The sequence below is a fragment of the Brevibacillus formosus genome, from assembly GCF_003013405.1.
In the GTDB taxonomy this organism is placed as follows: domain Bacteria; phylum Bacillota; class Bacilli; order Brevibacillales; family Brevibacillaceae; genus Brevibacillus; species Brevibacillus formosus.
The window spans coordinates 1-20,381 of sequence record NZ_PXZL01000032.1 but is presented as its reverse complement, the minus strand read 5'-3'; the positions used below and the strand labels follow the sequence as shown (position 1 = coordinate 20,381).

The window sequence follows — 20,381 nt, the reverse complement described above, 5'->3', positions numbered from 1 at the left end:
AAAATACTTTAGTGATTATTGCACACCAACTGCATCATACGCATCTTTTACAGATTCTACTTGTTGGGAATTAGCACCGAAAAGAACTGTTGCGGATTGAATAGCTGCTTGTCGCATAGCGGAGAAATTAGAGTTTGGATTGAGGTAGTTTGTTAGAGCGTAGTAGTAGATTTTTGCTGTGTCATTGCGACCAATGCCTGTAACCGTTACACCATGGTGTGAGCCACCCTCTGCGAGGAGGTATGCCGCTTTGTTGTTGATACCGCTGTTCGTGTGTACGCCTCCGTTGTCATTTGGACCTGTGTATCGATCGCTGTAGTGATCAGGATCGCCAGCAATGGTTGGATCTTTGAGAGAGCGCAGTGCATCTCCAGGCGTTCCTGGCGTGTATACATCTTCACCCATGAGCCAATCATCGTTGTCAATCATTGCTCCGAAGATGTCAGAGATGGATTCATTTAACGCACCCGACTCGTTTTGATAGATCAGATTCGCTGTTTTTTCTGTAACGGCATGTGTTAATTCATGTGCGACAACATCCAAGCCAGCGGACAATGGGCGGAACACGCTTCCATCTCCATCCCCGTAAACCATTTGCACGCCGTTCCAGAATGCGTTGTTGTAGTTGGTACCGTAATGGACAGTGGAGATCAATTTCGCACCATTGTTATCATAGCTGTTGCGGTTATGAGCGTTTTTGTAGTAATCGTAGGTTGCCTGTGCATAGGCATGCGCGTCAACAAGTGCTCCATCTGTCCACTTGTTATCGGTATCAGAGCCAAGAGTGCCTGGGAGGGTGTATCTGTTCCGTGCAGTGTACGTCTCAATTCCCTTGCCGCGAGTCGTATCTTTCGCTGTATAGTTGGTATTGCTTACTTTCGTTACTTCGAACGATTTGGAATCACCTAGTACCCCTGTGCCCGTCCCTGTAATCTCATGGAGCATATTGTATTTGTTAATCACGTCACCAGTGTTTGCATCGATGAAATACTTCCAACGGCCTGGCAGCGGATCGAGGAAATTCAGCTCCACTTCGTAAGCCAAATAGGATTCATCTTCGTGGATGTAGATGTAGAGGTTCCCTTCTGGTTTCACCTCGAACTTCTCCACTTTTTCGTCAATTTCATCCTCCAAATCCTTGATAGCCTCTTTAACCGCTTTATCTGCCTTGAGTTTTGGTTTTTTCGTCAGCTTATCATTGTTTGACAGGTCAGGCGCGTAGTTCCCGAGGAATGCCGTTACATTTCCATCCTCGTTTACGTGAATCGTCTGCTGATAACCATAGACCGGGATGCCCTCGTACATTTCTTGTACGCGATAGTGAGTCATGTCTGTCTCTTTGTCTGTCACTTCATCTAACACTTTAAAGTGATCTTTCACATCTCCATCAATGCGGAAGGACTCTTGATGTTGCTCCAGGAATCCCCAAACTTTGTCTTCGCCATCCAGATCTTCTGCTTCGAACTCTTCTCCGATAAATTCGGGGGTATCCCACTCAGCGCTATAGATGATGCTTTCGGATTCTGCCTGCGCAGCTAGCGGCAGGAATGTAGTGGTACCTAATGCGAAGCTGAGTGTTACTGCAAAAACCGATTTCTTCATACTTGTTAACTCCTCCTTGGTAATTACTGTTTTTTATGTAAATTCATAGTTGTTTACATCTCTTATTATTTGTCATAAATGTGAATTTGAGAACAATTTTTTAACGACAAAAAAATCATTTCCTGAAAGAAATGATTAATTGGTAAATTTATTACAATTGTGATTGCCATTCAATCCGATACACCTTTCGCGGTCTGCCCCGCGGGTGCGGATTTTCTTCTCTGATCACCTGCGCTAGTCCCTTAGACTCCAGTTCAATCAGGATTCGTCTGGCGCTCCGTGGCAAAATTTGTAAATACGAGGCTAATTCTGTCGCATGAATTTCCTGAGAACCTCGCTTTTTGAGTATGGAGTATAGCTTGGCGAGCGTCATGACACTGAGAGAGGTAAGCTGGCTGAGCTCTTGCAGCTTTTCTGAGTCGTACCGATAGGTGATCTGTTCAGCACGACCAAGCGGCCCTACGACGCTTTTGTCATCAAAGAAGACCATCCAGTTGCCTGTCCCCCGCTCTTTGGCGTGCAGCAAAGCCGCGCCACCGTGGATTTCTGCTTCATAAGCAGTCTTGCCGATCCCAATTCCGCATGTCACCTGATCAGCGCGAATGCCAAACAGCTCTTCCAAATCCGGCATGGTCGCATAGTCACGGGTCACTTCCTGCAAATTCCCCCGCGTTGTAAAAATGACGTAGCGTCCGGGACCCGCTGTCTTCAATGAGCCTTGCAAATGCTTCGCGTAACGCAACAGCTTTTCCATCGTCTTAATCTCGGCATTTTGCCATTCATCTGTAGAAAAATTGCCACCGGCAAGCTCGCGAAATGGATCGATCTCCATCATCTGCACCGCAATTTGGGTATCTTTGAAGTGAAGCATTTCGTGTGTTCGCAAAAGCATGTGAATGACCGAAATCACGCCTGCACGTGTCGGCACGACCCGATGTACAGGGACACCTCGTCGCACCAGCTCTACATCTGCTGTCCGCAAGCAGGTGACAGCCACCTTTGTCTTGCCTGCCTTCCAAAGCTGTTCGTGATAATCCGCCAGTTCATCGGCTGAGATCGCTCCCTCGTAATGCTTGAGCCATTTGTAGCCACCAGCAATGCCCGCTTCGTCCAGAAAATGCCCTAGTTCTTCTGGTGAAAATGTATCAAAGCTCACTTCCTCCACCCGGACTCCCAATTGATGGGACAGATGAAGCAAGGTTCTGTACAAGCTCGCGCCGAGATGAGGCACATAAGCCATCGGCACTTGAACCTTGCCTGACTCGCTCACCATGGCATAAGGGACCTGTCCGGAGAAAAGCCACATATCCACCTCATCCACATGCGGCAAGATCAGATCAAGAATTTCTTCTTCTTTCCAATAGACAATCGGCAAGTATTCAATTTCGGGAAACTCTCGCATGACTGATTCGATGATGGCAAGTGAATCATCCGCGCCTATTACGCCTAGTCGCAGCTTCAACAAAATTCCCTCTTTCACACCAATCTTTCCTACTAGGATAACATATTCCCTTTCTTTTTCTCATCGGGGGATCACTTTACCTGCAGCCTCCCCAATCCGGTGTGCCACGTACAAAACAGGTATGATCAACAAGCTGTACGGCAATGTGCTCCAGATCAACGGCCACGTCACAAGCCCAGCCTCAAGCAATCGATCATACGTATATAAACTATACGGCAAAACAAATGCCACAGCCGTCACCACACCAGGTGTGTACATGCGAAGGACAACGGTATGACCGACATGCATGAACACATGGAGAAACATTGCGTGCAGACAAACCAGGAAAAACGGAAGGTACGTTCCAGCCGAAAGCGTCGTGACAGTCATGACGACCGCTGCCGATAAAACCGCGAAAATACAGGAGACTGCGACGGCAAATTGCGCCGTATTCATCGAAAGAGACGGCTCCAGCAGCTTCATAAGCCGTTCTGGCACAGTCCGTCTAATAATGTCTTTCTTGGCTCGTACCCAACCTTCTACCATCACGATCTCCTCGAAATCATGAAACATGAAAACGACTAAAAACAGCCAAATCAGATGGGACAGCTCCAGCATACAAGCACCCACTTCCTATTCGTTTGCCTGCAAAATTCCGTATGCCAAAAAAGATACCGCGTCATCTGCAAGCTGCTCCGCTGTTTTCTCGCCCGTCAGCAAATACCGCGTCGTCATACGGTCTACGACTGCGATCATTGCCTCAGCTGCCACCTCCACAGACAACTCGACACGAACATGCCCAGCAGTCTGATTTTGTCGCAAGTTGACAGCAACAATCGCAGCCAGCTTACGATGCAGCTCTTCGCCCTCTTCTGCCTGATACAGCACGATCCGGGTCAGGTCAGGCTGCTCCTGAAAAAATCGGAACAAGGCGAGCAAGTTTTCCCGTACCTGATGGAAGACATCTGCCTTCGTCAAGGCGGTTACCTTTTGACCGCTGTCCGCCAATTCCCACAGCTTGGTGATGAACTTGTCCGTCAACTGCTGATACAGCCCTTCCTTGCTGTCGAAATACTGGTAAAACGACGCCTGGGTCAGGCCTGCTGCTTTTACGATGTCACTCACCCGTGTACGATGAAAGCCTTTTGCCGCGAACTCAGAAGCTGCCGCCGCAAGTAACCGACTGCGACTCAACTCTCCTTTTGACAATTTGTCATTGTTCATTTACTCACCTCAAAAGTAACTCTCCAGTTATATAACTCTTGAGTTATTTTTACAGCTTTTGGATTTCCTTGTCAAGACCCACTTGCTTTTTTATTCCACTCTATGTAAAATGTTTGCTCAAAGGGTATCATTTGATGGCAATGAGGAAGAAGAGTAGTCATTTTGCGAGACTTCAGAGAGCTGATGGTTGGTGCGAATCAGTGTTAAGGAAATGATGAATGGGCTTCCGAGCTCCAAACCGAACCCGCTCACATGGCGGCAGTAGGCTTTGGCGTTACGTCCGTACGTTACAATGGACACCGTATCAAGCTGTCTTGCACAGAAACGGTACGGATCAAAGAGATTTTGCGTATGGATGATTCCTTGCGTGAAATAACAAGGGTGGCACCACGGTTCATTCGTCCCTGTCCAGGGCGGATGGACCTTTTTGTATTTTAAAGCGGATTTGAAAAGTCGACTTTTTGAACTAAACTTTTTAAACTCGCATCTAACATTGAAAGGAGCAGCTTTCCCATGAAAACCATCTTTTCCGGCATTCAACCGAGCGGCATTATGACACTCGGCAACTACTTGGGCGCGATGAAGCACTTCGTTCCGCTTCAAGATCAGTTCAACTGCTTTTACTGCATCGTAGATCAGCATGCGATCACCGTTCCACAGGAGCCTGCTGTCCTGCGCGAGAACATCCGTCGTCTCGCGGCTCTCTATTTGTCCGTCGGCCTCGATCCGAATAAAATGACGCTGTTCGTCCAATCGGAAGTACCGGCCCATGCCAAGCTCGGCTGGATCATGCTGTGTACCTCTTACTTGGGTGAATTGGAGCGCATGACTCAATTCAAGGACAAATCCGATGGACGCGGCGAATCCATTCCAGGCGGTCTGCTGGCTTATCCTCCATTGATGGCGGCTGATATTTTGCTGTACGGCACTGATTTCGTTCCTGTTGGCGAGGATCAGAAGCAGCATCTGGAGCTGACTCGTGATTTAGCCGCTCGTTTTAACAACCGTTATGGCGACATTTTCACCATTCCAGAGGTTCGCCTGCCGGAGACTGGCGCACGCATCATGTCCCTTGCTGAAGGTACCAAGAAAATGAGCAAATCCGATCCAAACCAAGGCGCCTTCATCTCCATGCTGGATGATGCAGACACCATCACGAAAAAAATCAAGCGCGCGCAAACGGATTCCGACAGCGTTGTGCGTTATGACAAAGCAGAAAAGCCTGCTGTCTCTAACCTCATGACCATCTATTCCCTCTGCTCTGGAAAAACGCTGGATGAGATTGAAGCGATGTACGAGGGCAAAGGCTACGGCGCATTCAAAACCGAGCTGGCAGAAGTTGTCGTCGAAACTCTCCGTCCGATTCAAGAACGCTTTGAGCAGCTGTTCCACTCCTCTGAGCTGGATGATATCCTGACTGCCGGGGCAGAAAAAGCGAATAAAGTCGCGAACGAGATGCTGTACAAAGTTGAAAAAGCGATGGGGATGGCACGTATCTAATCCATTTTCACAACAAAAAACGGGCTGGGAAGCTATCTCCCAACCCGTTTTCTTTACATTACATTAATTGCTCTTAACCGTGACAATTACCTTGGCAGTCTTGCCAGCGTAGCTGATCGTGATGGTCACTCGTGTTCTTGGTTCGGCATCATCCAGGACAAGAATACGCCCCGTCTCATCCACCTCTACCTGATCGGGCTTGCTGGATGTGAACTCGATACCCTCCGCTTCAGTAACGTCTTCTTCTGCGTCATTACCGAGAATCGCCTTCACCTTGAGCTGTGCTTCTTCTCCTTGGGCTAGTTTTAGAGATTTCGGCTCGATCTCGATCCCTTTCAAGGCAGTCTCACCGACGACATAAGTGGCCGCCGTCGTAACTGTAAAGCTACCCAGATCGTCTTCCTTCGTCACCTGGATCGCTTTTCCCTTGAGTCCAGTAGCGGCTCTCCACATATTGCTCCGGTACGAATACGCCTGGAGCTTTTCGCTTGCGTCATCGGCGACAGGCAGACCAAGTGTAAAGCCTGTTTTGCCGAGATTTGTCACCTTTTTACCGTTGCTCCACACTTGCAATTGATACGCTTCGCCAGGGTTCGGCACACCTTTCCACCCGTTCCCATTTGCTTCCGTCAGAGCGAGGGCAAATTCTCTTGCACGCTGAGCGGAAAAATATGCGCTAGGCACCTCTACCCATGCTTCGCTGTCCAAGGTTACGCGAATGCCTACCTCTTTTTCCTTTAATTGTCCAACGAGCTTCTGCTCCAGAGTCACCGTCGGATCAGCAGATTCTCCCTTGCGAGAACGCGTGTCGCTCGCATCCTCATCGCCTTCTTTCACCTGAACGAACAGCACAGGAGCAAAGCCGATCTTTTCTTTCACGGACTCGATTGCTTTCATGAATTCCCCGAGGATGTCCAGAAGCTCATCTACTTGTTCGTCATCTGCTTTGATTTCATCCCCATCTTCTATGACGACAGTGCCAAGCTTTTTCAAAAGCTCTTCTGCCAGTGTACGGACATGCTTGGCTACCTCTTTGGAAATATCCTTTTCATCGAGCGGCTCCAGTGCTGTTTTCGCCAAGCTCGTCAAGGAGGCAAGTGCCAGGCGGGCAATCTCTTCATCCTCGATGCCCTCTTCTGCAAGCGGGTCAAATGCTTTGTCCAAAAAGCTCTTCGTCACATCCTGGAGTGTCTCTTCACTGATGGCTCCTCGGTCTGCCTGCTCAGCTACTGCTTCAAGTACAGTCTTGATCGTATCGGTGACAGCCTCCCATTTCTCAGTCGGCGTCCATCTCTCGGCATCCAGAAGTTTTTCCAGATGGCTGAGTACTTGATCCACTTGTCCCAAAATGGCGTTCTCGTCGTTGCTTGCGGAGATGACCTGAGCTGCTTGCTTGTTCAACTCTCGCTGCGAGTCCGGTGTCGGTGTTCTGTCCGGCGGTGTAACTGGCGGCGGTGACTCCGGCTTAGCTGGAACCTGCACAGTCAGTGCTTGGGTCACTGCTGTCGTTTGATCGGATGCTCGTGTGACCTCCAAAACCAGATCTACATTCGTCTGGCGATACGGCGGCGTAATTTTGCCGTCCAGCGCAATGACTGCTGGATCACTAGACGACTTGATCGCGATGGTAAAGCCTGTAGGTACTTCTGGCAGCTTCAAGCGCGTCTCACCCGCTGCTGGCTGTGTGAGCTGCCTGATGCTTTCCGCCACTTCTTGTGCTGTTTTTTCCGGCGTGCCGCGATCCTTCAAGTCCAGCTGGACAAGGACAGGATTATGATCACTCACTCGTCCCTCGCTCTCAGTCAAGCCAGCGTTGATGTGAACGATATCAACCTTCGTGTCATCCTCCAAATGGTTGCTGACCAAAATTTGATCCAAGACTTGGGAGTTCCCTTGATACACGTACGTATACTGCTCACCCTTCGGCAGTTTCTCCACCATATTGGTCAAAACGCCATCTGCCAATTCCTGCACTGGATTCGAAAACGGGAAATCGTTGAGATCACCCAGCACGACAACATTTGCTTTTGCTTCCGCTGTATGGATGTCTTTTACAAATTTATTCAATACACGAGCAATTTTCATCCGTTGGACCTCGCTCACCAGCTGTGGTGGCTGATCTTTTCCAAACAGCGCTTGGTCTCCACCCTTGGAATTGAAATGGTTGGCGATGACAATGACAGGCTCGCCCTGGAAAATGAATTCCGCTGCCAGTGGCTTACGGCTCGAAGCAAACGCCTCGTTGGTCGGATCTACCCGTCCTGGATTGTGTGTTAAATGCGCTACACCATCTCTTGTCTCGATTTGCACCGCATCCGTCGCACCTCCTGGCGTTCCTGCTGCCAGCTGTACTCGTTCTGGGTTGTAGAAGAAGCCAACACGGATGTTTCCTCCTGGCTGTCCGCCATCCTGATTGTTCTGTGGCGCGATATCAGTGTATCGGTAAGTCGGGCCGTTTTTGTTTTCAATTGCTTTGATCAATTCGTTCGCAGACTGTGTAGCATCTGTTTGCCCATTGTCCGTTGGGCCATTATCGTCCTGCATTTCCACCACACCGATAATATCCGGCGCCTTCATGTTGTCCACAATCGTCTCGGCGATGCGATTGATTTTGGCAGAATCGGTTTTTGCCGAGAAATTCTCGATGTTGTACGAAGCGATTGTCAGCTTATCTTCTTTTGGCGAAATACTTGTCACTGGCGGCTCATAATGGCTTGGCTGTACCGTAAATGATCGTGTATGGAACAGCTTGTAGTTCGCGAAGCTGTAGTCAATGATGCCTACCAGCGGTCCGTCAAATTTGTCGCCGACTTTTACTTCTCCGGTAATCGATTCGAGTTTGTCCGATACCGTGATGCGTTCAGGGTGAAAATCATTGGCTTCGAGCACCACTCCGCCAGCGGGTGTACGAGGCTGACTCGGATGGGCTTGATCATCGATAACGACAAATTCCGTTGCGCGTGGATTGGTAAACGTCTTGGTTTCGCCAACCACGATTGGATTTTCGATTTGCACCAGCATACCTTCGAGACTTTCCCAGAAGTCGATGCCGTCTTGGTCTGGATCGAATTTGCCCAGACTGTCGTTGTCGATAATTCCTTTCGGATATTCGTAGCTGTCTTTGCCCAGGATGAGTGGTTCTGGGAGTGTCTGGCCTGGCTTGACAACTGCGTACGAGGTCACATCAATTTGCGTCTGGGTGAGGTCTGTTCCCGCCCTGTTCGAAGGTACGTATTCCTTGACGGTGCCGCTAACGGTTACTTCATCTCCCGGTTTGACCGTTGCGTTTGGCTCGTATACGTATATACCTTCGGAGGTAAATGGATCTGCGTCTGGAATCGGATCTTGCATATAAAAGCCTTGTACATTGCTTCCGTTTCTGACGATAGCCGTTACGATTCCCGGAACATTGGTCACCGTTCCATCCGCCATCGGTGAACGGTGCGAGGTTCCTTGAATGTCATGGATACGAATATTTTCCTTTTGAATCACGTAGCGGAACGTAGCTATATTGCTGTCTGTATAGCCTTCCTTAACCGCTATGGCTAAAAGGGTCGTATCCGTGTCAATCTGGATTGGTCCCGTATACTTGATGCTTCCTCTAGTCGGCGTTGAACCATCCGTCGTGTAGTAAATCACCGTATCTGCCATCGTCGTTGAGAGCGTTACTTTTGTTCCTTGTGTCACCATAGGACCTGCGGGACTCGCTGTGACCATGGGGACTTTATTCTCGTCCTCTACGAGATCAGCAACAGTGCGCGGCACCAGCTTGTATACATTGCGGTCGTAGTTCACTACGCCCGTAATAGCTGCATAGCTCTTGTTCACTGGGAGCGGCAGAGTGGCGGCAGGACGAGACACAAACGAACCGTGCTGATCCTCCAGTGTGTAGTTGCCGCTTGATACCGATTTGACGGTAACCACCTTCACCGTCACCAGCTTGCCTTCCAAAGCCTCTCCTGTAGCAGCTGCAAAATCAGTGGAAGTCACCACTTGCGGGTTAGGCACACCTGCTTGCTTTTGCACGATTTCCACGTTATCGGTGAGCGCTTCGAGTTGAGCAAGTCCATAATAATCGCTCATTTTTCCGGCCGCCCGGATCTTGTCTCCCACCTCAATTTTGCCAGTAAGCCCTGGTGCACGAAGTACGAGCCCCGCCGTTTCGTCTTGGAAATACACGTTGTTTTGTCCGCCCGCTTCAAACATCGCCGTCACCGTTCCGACGACAACCACGTTCGTTCCTACCGGGGTGTTTCTTGCCTCAGCAATCGTAGTCGAACCCACTGCTGACTTGGTAACGCTAACTTCCGGGCTCTCAAACGACTTGCCATATTCCCCAGCTGTTTGCTGCGTTACGAGAATATAATCCAGCTGATCGATGTTTGGAATCGTAAAAGAAAATGACCCGTTTGCCTGTGCTGTTCCTGTTTCTTTGTTACTTAGCATCAGCGGTTGTTTTTGCGGATCGTATGCGCGCAGTATCGCATTCCCCGCTGCCGCTCCTGCTTCTCCTCGCAGTTCGCCCACACCGTTCAATACTTGCAGGCTGACTTTATCCTGGATCAAAGCTGAACTGGCTACCGCTGGCCTCAGCTCGATGCTCGCGCTCTCCTTCTTGCTTCCTTCCGTTGCCGTGAGATAGACTCCCTGCGCATTTGGATCGGGATTCGCAAAAGTCAGCTCGATGAATCCGGAAGCATCCGAATCTTGCTGGGCCAAAGGAGTGTCGCTACCTGTTCCTGTTGGCTGACTCGCATAAACCTTAATAGTCCGCCCTTGACCGACATAGCCGCGAATTGTTGCTTGGATAGGATCCGTATAATCAAAAATAAGTTCTGTAGCGTTCAGCTTTTCGGTCACGTCTGTTGGTAGCGGCGGTTCTACTGGGCTTTGCGTGTTTTTTGGAGTAGGTGCCCCTGTGATAAAATCGTTGCGGTTGTTATTGGTATCCCAGCCATTTCCTCCGTTCGGCACAATGCCGCTGGCGTCGCTAATGCGTTGGGCGCTGGTCGTATTGGAGGGAGTTGGTGCTGGTGAGTTGCCCTCGGATGAATTGGCAGTACCAAAGCCGACCATATCCACGACACTTGCCTGGGAAGTGACATCCGCCCCAGTTAACGGGACACCATCGTTAACCAGCGCAACCTTTCCATTCGACCCTGACAAGTTCAGAGTCCCGCTATCGTCAGGAGTTGGCAGTTCCCCCCCTGCTGCACCCGATGTTGCTAGCTGAACCAAATAGAAGCCGTGCGGGGCTATGCTTCCTGTCAGCCCTGCCTTTTGCCAAGACGTTCCTGAAGCAGAAGCATACTGAACAGACCAGCCTCCAACCGAAACAGCCGTGTCTGTCGGGTTATACAGTTCAATGAAGTCATTCTTGTACAGGGCACCAGAGTTCCCCCCACCCCCATACACCTCACTGATCACCACATGATCAGCTCGCGCGGCTTTTGCCTGTGGCATCCACCCGGTCGGTAAAACAGTTCCCATCATGACCGCGGCTACTAGCGCCAGCTTCGGCCATCTGGAAGCACTCCCTCTTTTTTTCAACATTCTTGCATCATTCCTCCTCACATCATGTCGGAAGTAACTACTATAAGATGGTAAATGTATAACCTGAACATTATGTAAATTTGATGTAAAGTTTGTATAATCCTTCTAAACATGGAAAAACAAAAACCGCCAAGCTCCATCGTCCTTGGCGGTTTTTCAGTGTTTTTGTCAATTAGCTTTCGTCAACTTTCATACTGCGTGCGATATATAGAACCGGCGTCGAGGCTGCCGATACGACAAACTTGATCAGGTAGGTAGTCAACAGGATTTGCCACCATACGTCCATCGGGAATTCTCCCAAAAAGGCAATCGTGCAAAAGGTAACCGAGTCGAGCAACTGACTGAAGAGGGTGCTTCCATTATTGCGAATCCAGAGCTGATTTGGGCCCGGACATTTTTTCTTCAACCACGAATAGATTTTCACGTCGACAAATTGGCTGACAAAATACGCACACAAGCTACCTAATGCCACTCTTGGCATCAAGCCAAAAATCGTCTGCAAGGAGCCTTGGGCGATATCTGTTTCCTGTGGTTCAAACACCAGCACGAGCTGCATGATGATCGTTGCCGCAATTAAGGTAAAGAAGCCGAACCATACAGCTTTTTTCGCTTCTCTTTCCCCATACTTCTCGTTCAATAGATCGCTTATCAAATAAATAGAAGCATAAATCGTATTGCCGAGCGTCATGACCAAGCCAAACATCTCGATTGTTTTGACCACCTGAATGTTGGCCAGCACGGTTGCCATCCCGATCCACGCGTACAGTCCCATTCTGCCGAAAAATCGGTAGCAGAGCAGGAACAGCCCGAAGTTCACCAGAGCAAAAAGCACTCCGATCCAAAAATTAAACATATAATTTCCTCCTAGTTTTGATAACGCGGGAGTTTACGAACCGCGGCCCGTTTTGAGCATTCAATCATTTTACTTGCATTCTCTTATTTTATCAACCATTCTCGATGCATGCACAGCAATCGACATGCGGGATACCAACACCATTCCCTCATCGACCAAACCGGCTAATGCTAATGAAACTGTTTCTCTGGTCGCCCCCACCATGTTGGCAATCTCCTGATGGGAGAGAGAGACGGTCAATTTCCAAAACGGCTCTTCTGCTTTGCCAAATCGCTGACATAACTGAACCAACAGATGCAACACACGATCCCTAACCGATTCCAAGGCCAGCTTTTCCATCCGCTCCTCTTGTTCACCCAATCTTTTTGACAACTGGAACATCATTTCTTTCAAGCTTGGTGGACATGCTTGCAGCATTTCTTCCATCCGAGTCGCACTCCAATGAGTAAGGGTCGTTTTTTGCATCGCTTCAATGTAGACAGCGCGTGACCCTAGCGCTATTTCCCCCATTTCGCCAAAAACAGCTCCAGGTCCCAGCAATCCCACGGTAAAGGACTTTCCATCCTCGTTCAGCCGAGAGAGACGCAGGAGTCCCTTTTGAATGAAGAAAATGCCCATTCGCGTGTCGGTCGGTGTCTGAAACACCGTTTTCTTGGCTAGAACAATTTGCTCATTCATCATACATCCCTCGCCACTTTAAATACCTAGTTACCTATACTTTTATGTATTTTAATTCGTTTGTCAATTACTCGACACTCTTCCTCCAAAATGAAAAAATGACCACCTCATAGAAGGCAGCCATACTTTACCTAGATACTGCTATACCCAAAACACAGGATAAGCACGTTTCTTATGCATGTTATTGACGAACAAAGCAATCAGCACCACCACTACTGCCCCTATGAGTACCGGAGACAATAAAAACTCCCATCCCTTGCCGTCCATGACAATGACAATTGGATTAGCACCCGCAGGAGGATGCGTCGTCTTCGTCACATGCATGGCGACAATCGCAAGACCGACACTAACTGCTACCACCCACAGCTGCGATCCGCCTATTTGATAGAGCAGCACGCCGACCAAGCTGGTGAAAAAATGCCCCCCGATGATATTGCGCGGCTGAGATAACGGCGAATCCCAGGCCACAAAAGCAAGCACACAGCTTGCTCCAAATGAAGCCATCAACCAGACAGCGGTGGTGAATTCCGTCAGCATGCCGAGCACCCCTATCGTCACTAATCCGCCAAGGCCACCGATCAAAGCAACCGATCCAGATATTTTCAGAGGTGTTCTGCTTCTCCCCTTCATTTTGGCTACAAATTCCTTTATGCTCCATCCATCTCTCATCAAAACCACCTCCTACTCACATCGTAGCAAGTGACCCTTCCTTGTTCTGTAAGCTATCTTACAAAAGCATAAACAATAGCTAGTTACCTAGATATTTAGTAAAATAAAAAAACAAACACCCAACTGTGAGGCGAATATCCATGACTCAGTCACTTGTGCGGCTAAATGCGGATTTTCCAATCCCAATTCATGTCCAAATCAAAGAACAATTGAAGCTTCTTATTGGCGTAGGCCACCTTCAACCGGGCGAAATGCTGCCACCTGCTGCCCAGTTAGCCGATCAGCTGCAGGTCAACCGCAACACCATCAATGCCGTATACACGCAGCTACGGGATGAAGGACTCGTCCATATGCAAAAGGGGCGCGGTACCTCTATCGCCGACAAATCTGCAATTACTGCCTTTCGCATGCGTCAGCAATCGCTTTATGATCATGCCAAAACAATCATGACTGAAGCACAGCAGCTTCCGTTTTCGCTGGATGAGCTTATGCTTGCTTCCATTGCTTACGGACATTTGTTTCTTTCCCAGTCCCAAAAAGAAGCCCGATGGCTCTTGGTGGAATGTCACGAGCATGATCATCCTTTTTATCGTAGGAAAATAGAAGAGATTATCGGTCAGCCCATTCAGGTTGCCTATCTTGAAAACCATTCAGATGTCCACTCTGCCTTACAAGATGCCGACCAAATTGTCACCACCGTCAACCATGCAGACGAAGTAAAAGAATTAGCTGCTCGTTATCACAAATCTGTCCTCATCATTGGAGCAAATGCCCAGACGAGCACGCTTCTGGAGATCGCTCGCTTGGAAGCAGGCCGTTCAGTTGGGTTTGTTTGTCTCGGAAAAAAAGGCGGGGAATGGATGGCGGGACGTGTACTAGAAGCTGGTATCGAACAGATTCAACACATGACCGCAGGATTCGTTGATGAACACTCCTTGCAGCAGATTATCCACGCTTCTGACCTGCTCTATGCCTCTGCTGCGGTATATGATCAGCTCCTCGCGTTAGCTCCAGACAAAACACGACTCTATCCCATGCTGTTGGAGCAAAGCAGCGAGGCACTGTTAAAAGAAGCGAGCAACCTCCTGGCACCCTAATATTTACCTGTTACTGGTTTGTAGGATTTATGTCGATAGTCTGTAACCAATACATCCACCCTATCGTACATAATGAACGTGTAGCAAGGACAAGCACAACATACAGCACGCTACATTTCATCATGAACAGTCAGCAAGACTGGGGAGGAGATTCATCACATGAAACACTTGAACAAACTCGTAACAGGAACAGTACTTACTTCCGTACTTTTCACTGGAGGATATGCCATTACAGCAGATGCAAGCAACACAACTGCTACAACAAAAGGCTTGCAAGAGATTACGAAAAAAACAACAGACGTAACGGGTGACAAGACCGCAGATACAATCGTTCTGTACGGAAAAAAAGAGAAAAACAGCCCATACGTGAAAGACCTCACTATCAAAGTAACAGATGGCAAAACGAAGAAATCTTTTCACATCGACGTGAAGGACAGCGGCTACGAGCCGAAGCTCTCCGTTCAAGATTTCACTTACGATAAAAAAGGCGAGATCATGGTTACTGCAAGCACTGGCGGAAGCGGCGGCTACACAACCAATCACATCTACACTATGAAAGATGGAAAAGCGAAAGAGCTCAGCCTGCCAGGTTTGGATAAAAACAAAGCGGGTGTAGTCGGAGCGGACTTCGTAGAGCTGAAGCCAATCGATCTAAACAAAAATGGCCTCTACGTCCTGGAAGGCACAGAGCGTCTAACTGGTGATTACAATGCAGATGTTCGCGGCTACCTCAAATCCAAATGGAAATGGAACCAAACCAAATGGGAATTGATGAGTGCCAACTTCCAACCAGCTGTAACACCACTCGAAGTATACCATGATACTTTCAAAAGCCAAGACGCAGCCTTTGCTTTTAAAGGTCCAAAATCTTGGAACGGCAACATCCTTGTCGAAGAAAAAACTGGACCAAATGCAGACGAATTCCTGCCAGAAGCAAAGAGTGTAACCCGCTTCATCTTCAATGCTGAGAAACCGGAAGATCGTACACCTGTTGTAGTTATCACCGCGTTTGACCAAAATGACTGGAAAAAACTGAACAACCCGGACGAGCCGCCAGTCGGCGTCGAAATTGCACGTAACCAAGCAACCAACACGGTATATGTAGCAAGCTTGCCACAAGACACAGTATTTGACCCTGCAAGCAAAGAAGGAAAGAAATTCATCCCTCTGATGATGTCTCTGGATCAAGTAAAACAAGCGTTTACGCTGGTCAAACGATAATCAATCCGCATCTCTCCACGAAAAGTCCCTTTGCCTCTCTCATAGGTAAGGGGCTTTTTCCAGCTTCGCAAGTCTTTTTTGCTTCTCCTCTTTTTCAGCCGCATCCAGGTACTCGAACAATCCAAGACGATTCCCCCATGGATCGGCAAACGTCCCCCATTTGACCGGAACCTCTTCCCGTTGGAAAATTTCAAACGGTTCGATTTGCAGTTCGTTGACCAGTCTTTCTCTTTCCATCTCTATATCGACAACGGCAAAACGCACGGGACCGCTTCCTTCTGCAGGCGTCCCCTCTGCCAGCTGCAGCCAGCAACCAGGCAAGACTTCCCATTCAGCAAATCCTTCATGCGGAACAAAATCCGGCTCTCTTTGCAAAAAACTCTGGTACCAGGCTTGTCCTTTGGTGAAATCAGAAGTACGCAACTGAAACGTCATCTCATGGATCATGAAAAATCCTCCCGTCCTTCGACTTTCCATTCATTATTTCACAATTCTTGTGCCACTTTCTAGAGAACAGAACAAAAAAACCCCCGACCTAAGTCGAGGGAAACCTACTCTTTTATGTGAAGATCGGGAGCATGAGATTCAGCAAGAACAATCCCGCGATGACGTACATCAGCGCAGGCACTTCCCGACGTTTGCCCAATGCGAGCTTCATGAGCGGATACGCCACGAATCCAAACGCAATTCCATCTACTATGCTGTAGGACAGCGGGATAATCGCGATGATCAAAAAGGCAGGGAAGCCTTCCGAGAAGTCCTTCAGATTGATATTCTGCACATTTTGCAGCATCAGTGCGCCAATGATGATGAGCACCGGAGCAATGGCTCCATCCGGAATCATTTTGATGACAGGAAGCAAACCGAGCGAGAGCAGGAACAAGGTGCCTGTTACAAGTGCGGTCAGTCCCGTCCGTCCTCCCGCTGCGATTCCTGCCGCGGTCTCCACCGTCGAAACTGTCGGACTGGTTCCCAAAATACCAGAGATGGCAGCCGACAACGCATTCGCTTGCAGTGAACGGCCGAACTTCTGCGGCTGTCCAAGCATCGAGGTATGCCCATGAATCAAGCCAATATTTTCAAAGACGATGACCATTGCCAATGAGAAGGTCGCGATCCAAAATGGCAACGCCCAAATGGCTGAAAAGGAAAGACCCGCAAATACGCTTCCGTAATCCGCGAACGAAAACGATCCTCCCCCTCCCGGCTCGACAATCCCGAACAAAAAGCCAAGTCCTGTACCAACCGCAATACCGATCAAGAAGTTGCCCGGCACATTCCGAATAAACAAAATCAACGTAACAATCAAAGTAATTAGCGTGACGATCACATGCGGGCTGGACAAGTCACCCAGCGCGACAAACGTAGACGGATTCATGACGATCAGCCCGCCTTTTTGCAGACCGATGAAGGTCAAGAACAATCCAATCCCTACGGTTATCGCTTCTTTTAGCGAAGAGGGAATCGCATTGGACAATATCTTCGCGGCCTTGGTAAAGGCAATCACACTAAAGATCAGACCCGAAACAAAAACAGCAGCCAATGCTTCCTGCCAAGTAAGGCCCATCGATTGGCATAACGTGAACGTAAACAGAGCATTGATCCCCATGCCGGGAACCAGAATAATAGGAGCATTTGCCCAAAAGGCCATGAGAAGTGACCCGATAAATGCCGTCAATACAGTCGCTAGAATGCCTGCTTCCATCGGTATTCCAGCATCATTTAAAATCGAAGCGTTTACGGCAACAATGTAGACAATGGTGACAAAGCCAATAAATCCGGCGATGAGTTCCCTTTGAAACGTCGTGTCGTAAGCGCGCAAGTGAAATAGCTTTTCCATCCACGTACGCACGAAATTCCCCTTCTTTCCTTTATGTCTTTTCCATGAAGTGTAGATTCACAGGAAACATGCTATCATAGCTTCATCAATATGAAAAATATCCATAAAATCTAATTTTCATATCGTTTTCATATGGAACTATTCTCGTAAGGAAAGAAGGCATTGTGTGTGGACATTCGGCAACTGCGTTACTTTATCGCCATAGCAGAAGAAGGTCAGATAACAGGAGCAGCTAAAAGACTGAACATGGCCCAGCCGCCCTTGAGTCAGCAGCTGAAGCAAATGGAGGAGGAGCTCGGAATCATGCTTGTTGAGCGATCAGGAAAACAAATGGTCCTGACAGAAGCAGGCGTCACTCTCTATAAGCAGGCGCTCAATATCGTTCATCAAATGGAGGAAGCTCTCTCCGAGGTAAAAGAAACAGGCGAAGGCATTCGTGGGACGCTTTCCATCGGTGTCAGTGCACTGTCGGCTTATCGCCTGCCAGAGCAAATTCGTGTGTTTCAGCAAAAATATCCGCTCATTACGTATAAAATTTGGAAAGGCGATACGCAGCTCCTCAATCAGTGGCTGGAGCGCAGAACCATAGAAGTCGCTATCGTGCGTCTCCCCCACTCGCTGAACAACTGCACCATGATTCCGTTGGAGGAAGAGGATTTTGTGCTCATCGTTCCTGCCACCTCCCCCTATGCTAATCGCAAAGAAATCGAAATGCGCGAGATCGCCCAGCTCCCGCTCATTATGCCGAGTACGCCAGGCTTGGGCATCTACGACTTGATTATCAAGGAATTCTCCCGTCTAGGCGTGGAACCGCACGTTATCTGCGAGTGCCCGGACATCTCTCTCATCGTCAGCATGGTCGCCTCCTCGGTCGGTTCCTCCATTGTCCCCATCTCGGCATGGGAGACTCATCAGAGCGAACAAATTCGCGGGATTCGACTCTCCGGAACTTCCATTTATTCTTCCGCTGCTGTCGTTTGGCAGTCTGGACGCCACCTGTCCAAAGCAGCGAATCGGTTTATCGAGACGTTTTCATCGTAATCCCATTCATGGGCGGTCACATCAGGAATAATCTTGGAAATCCCGCGGGATGATAAACTATTACCATTTCTTGTAGATTCCCGGGAGGATAAAGATGACTTTCCTGATATCGTTGGTCATTGTATTTGTCATTGTGCTGTTCGGCGCGATTTCTCCTGAGCTTTTCGCCTCTGCGGCTTCTCATGTCCTGAAGGTGACCACGACGAATTTTGGCTGGTTTTATTTAATCGTGACTTTCGGTTTTCTGATCTTTTGCATCTTCCTTGCCTTTAGCAGATACGGACAAATCCCTTTAGGGAGCGACGATGACGAGCCGGAATATTCGCTTCCTACGTGGTTTGCTATGCTGTTTTCTGCCGGGATGGGGATTGGACTTGTCTTTTGGGGTGTTGCAGAGCCCATCTCTCATTACTTTTCTCCGCCTGCAGGTGTGCCAGGACAAACGACCGAAGCCGCGCAAACAGCTCTGCGCTATGCGTTTTTTCACTGGGGGCTGCATCCTTGGGGGATCTACGCTCTCATTGCGCTCGCTCTCGCGTATTTTCAGTTTCGCAAAGGGACGAAGGGCTTGATTTCCTCCACCTTTGGCCCGCTGCTCGGTGAACGCATACACGGACCACTTGGAAAAGCGATCGATATTCTGGCGGTCATCGCCACGGCGTTCGGGGTTGCTACCTCCCTCGGCTTGGGGACCCTGCAAATAAACGGTGGCTTGTCTCACCTCTTCGGACTGCCGTCCAACACCACTGTCCAAATCGTGATCATTTCCATTATTACAGTCTTATTTCTGCTCTCGGCTACGACAGGACTGGATCGGGGTATCAAATATTTGAGCAATACGAATCTGATATTGGCCTTGATGCTCCTTCTGCTGACGCTCGTATTGGGCCCTACCTCGTTTATTTTTGACGCCTTCACGAGCACGCTGGGCAGCTATTTGAACAATCTCATTTCCATGAGCTTGCGGCTGACCCCTTTTACACAAGGGACATGGGTAGCCAACTGGACGTTGTTTTACTGGTCGTGGTGGATTGCGTGGGCGCCTTTCGTCGGCATGTTTATCGCACGTGTCTCCAAAGGTCGCACGATCAAGGAATTCGTCATTTGCGTGATGCTCGTTCCGAGTTTGTTGAGCTTCATTTGGTTTTCGGTGTTTGGCGGGACTGCGCTTCACCTCGAAATTTTTGATCAAGCGCCTATAGGGGCAGCGGTACAAAGTGACATCTCGACTGCGTTGTTCCTCGCGCTGGAGCAGTTGCCCATGGGGTACATTCTCGCTGTCGTGGCGATTTTGTTGATCATTACGTTTTTTATCACATCGGCGGATTCAGCTATTTTCGTGCTCGGCATGCTGTCTTCTGATGGCAACCTGGACCCGTCGAATCGGGTAAAAGTCACCTGGGGCGTCCTCCAATCCGCTATCGCGATCGTTCTGTTGTTAAGCGGCGGCTTAGAAGGACTACAGACAGCCTCCATTGTGGCAGCGCTGCCTTTTACCGTCATCATGGTCCTGATGTGCTTCTCACTCGTTATGGCCCTGCAAGAAGAAGACCGGATTGCGAAGAAAAAACGGAAAGAACAGCAGAAAAAGCTGGAGAGGTTGTTGAAGGAGTTGTAAAAGGCAGGAAGACCCTTCTATCAGTGAAGTGCACCCCTTAAAGT

Annotated in this window: 15 protein-coding genes and 1 other annotated feature; of the genes, 5 read left to right on the top strand and 10 right to left on the bottom strand. The window is 49.0% G+C overall.

The features are described 5' to 3' along the window. Positions 1 to 15: 15 nt before the first annotated feature. From C7R91_RS24680 to C7R91_RS24665, 4 genes are all read right to left on the bottom strand, one after another. Positions 16 to 1,602: a M4 family metallopeptidase gene (locus C7R91_RS24680; RefSeq protein WP_047070567.1), complete on the bottom strand. Its 1,587-nt coding sequence runs from the start codon at positions 1,600 to 1,602 to the stop codon at positions 16 to 18. A 151-nt stretch (positions 1,603 to 1,753) separates the two neighbouring features. After that, entirely contained in the window at positions 1,754 to 3,082 is a 1,329-nt protein-coding gene (locus C7R91_RS24675; RefSeq protein ID WP_236697891.1) for a helix-turn-helix domain-containing protein, read from the bottom strand. Positions 3,083 to 3,124: 42 nt separating this feature from the next. Then, positions 3,125 to 3,661, bottom strand: a complete 537-nt coding sequence (locus C7R91_RS24670; RefSeq protein WP_047070566.1) for an HXXEE domain-containing protein — start codon at positions 3,659 to 3,661, stop codon at positions 3,125 to 3,127. A gap of 15 nt (positions 3,662 to 3,676) precedes the next feature. Further along, entirely contained in the window at positions 3,677 to 4,267 is a 591-nt protein-coding gene (locus tag C7R91_RS24665; protein ID WP_047070565.1) for a TetR/AcrR family transcriptional regulator, read from the bottom strand. A gap of 131 nt (positions 4,268 to 4,398) precedes the next feature. Beyond that, positions 4,399 to 4,676 (top strand) — a binding site (T-box leader). Between the two features lie 104 nt (positions 4,677 to 4,780). On the opposite strand from C7R91_RS24665, the gene trpS reads away from it, so the two are divergent. After that, positions 4,781 to 5,767 carry a tryptophan--tRNA ligase gene (gene trpS, locus C7R91_RS24660; RefSeq protein ID WP_047070564.1) on the top strand — a complete coding sequence of 329 codons (987 nt, stop codon included), beginning with the start codon at positions 4,781 to 4,783 and terminating at the stop codon, positions 5,765 to 5,767. 63 nt (positions 5,768 to 5,830) lie between these two features. On the opposite strand, the gene C7R91_RS24655 is transcribed toward trpS, so the two are convergent. From C7R91_RS24655 to C7R91_RS24640, 4 genes are all read right to left on the bottom strand, one after another. Next, positions 5,831 to 11,320 carry a DUF8508 domain-containing protein gene (locus C7R91_RS24655; RefSeq protein ID WP_047070563.1) on the bottom strand — a complete coding sequence of 1,830 codons (5,490 nt, stop codon included), beginning with the start codon at positions 11,318 to 11,320 and terminating at the stop codon, positions 5,831 to 5,833. Positions 11,321 to 11,492: 172 nt separating this feature from the next. Then, positions 11,493 to 12,173: a queuosine precursor transporter gene (locus C7R91_RS24650; RefSeq protein WP_047070562.1), complete on the bottom strand. Its 681-nt coding sequence runs from the start codon at positions 12,171 to 12,173 to the stop codon at positions 11,493 to 11,495. A gap of 69 nt (positions 12,174 to 12,242) precedes the next feature. Beyond that, positions 12,243 to 12,854: a Crp/Fnr family transcriptional regulator gene (locus C7R91_RS24645; RefSeq protein ID WP_236697890.1), complete on the bottom strand. Its 612-nt coding sequence runs from the start codon at positions 12,852 to 12,854 to the stop codon at positions 12,243 to 12,245. 138 nt (positions 12,855 to 12,992) lie between these two features. Next, on the bottom strand, positions 12,993 to 13,520 hold the full coding sequence (locus tag C7R91_RS24640) for an HPP family protein (RefSeq protein ID WP_047070561.1): 528 nt from the start codon (positions 13,518 to 13,520) through the stop codon (positions 12,993 to 12,995). A gap of 140 nt (positions 13,521 to 13,660) precedes the next feature. Here C7R91_RS24640 and C7R91_RS24635 point away from each other — a divergent pair, with 140 nt between their 5' ends. Together C7R91_RS24635 and C7R91_RS24630 are read left to right on the top strand one after the other, a co-directional pair. Continuing rightward, entirely contained in the window at positions 13,661 to 14,617 is a 957-nt protein-coding gene (locus tag C7R91_RS24635; RefSeq protein ID WP_047070560.1) for a GntR family transcriptional regulator, read from the top strand. Between the two features lie 159 nt (positions 14,618 to 14,776). After that, entirely contained in the window at positions 14,777 to 15,838 is a 1,062-nt protein-coding gene (locus C7R91_RS24630) for a YybI family spore inner coat protein (protein WP_047070559.1), read from the top strand. Positions 15,839 to 15,877: 39 nt separating this feature from the next. Here the strand turns inward: C7R91_RS24630 and C7R91_RS24625 are convergent, their stop codons facing one another. Both C7R91_RS24625 and C7R91_RS24620 read right to left on the bottom strand, forming a co-directional pair. Continuing rightward, the gene (locus C7R91_RS24625; RefSeq protein WP_047070558.1) at positions 15,878 to 16,285 is read right to left on the bottom strand and encodes a VOC family protein; all 408 of its coding nucleotides are present in this window, start codon (positions 16,283 to 16,285) and stop codon (positions 15,878 to 15,880) included. Between the two features lie 112 nt (positions 16,286 to 16,397). Beyond that, complete coding sequence (locus C7R91_RS24620; protein WP_047070557.1) at positions 16,398 to 17,690, bottom strand: NCS2 family permease; 1,293 nt, start codon at positions 17,688 to 17,690, stop codon at positions 16,398 to 16,400. A 156-nt stretch (positions 17,691 to 17,846) separates the two neighbouring features. Here C7R91_RS24620 and C7R91_RS24615 point away from each other — a divergent pair, with 156 nt between their 5' ends. Both C7R91_RS24615 and C7R91_RS24610 read left to right on the top strand, forming a co-directional pair. Then, positions 17,847 to 18,719, top strand: a complete 873-nt coding sequence (locus C7R91_RS24615; RefSeq protein WP_047070556.1) for a LysR family transcriptional regulator — start codon at positions 17,847 to 17,849, stop codon at positions 18,717 to 18,719. 94 nt (positions 18,720 to 18,813) lie between these two features. After that, entirely contained in the window at positions 18,814 to 20,337 is a 1,524-nt protein-coding gene (locus tag C7R91_RS24610) for a glycine betaine uptake BCCT transporter (protein WP_047070555.1), read from the top strand. Positions 20,338 to 20,381 lie beyond the last annotated feature (44 nt).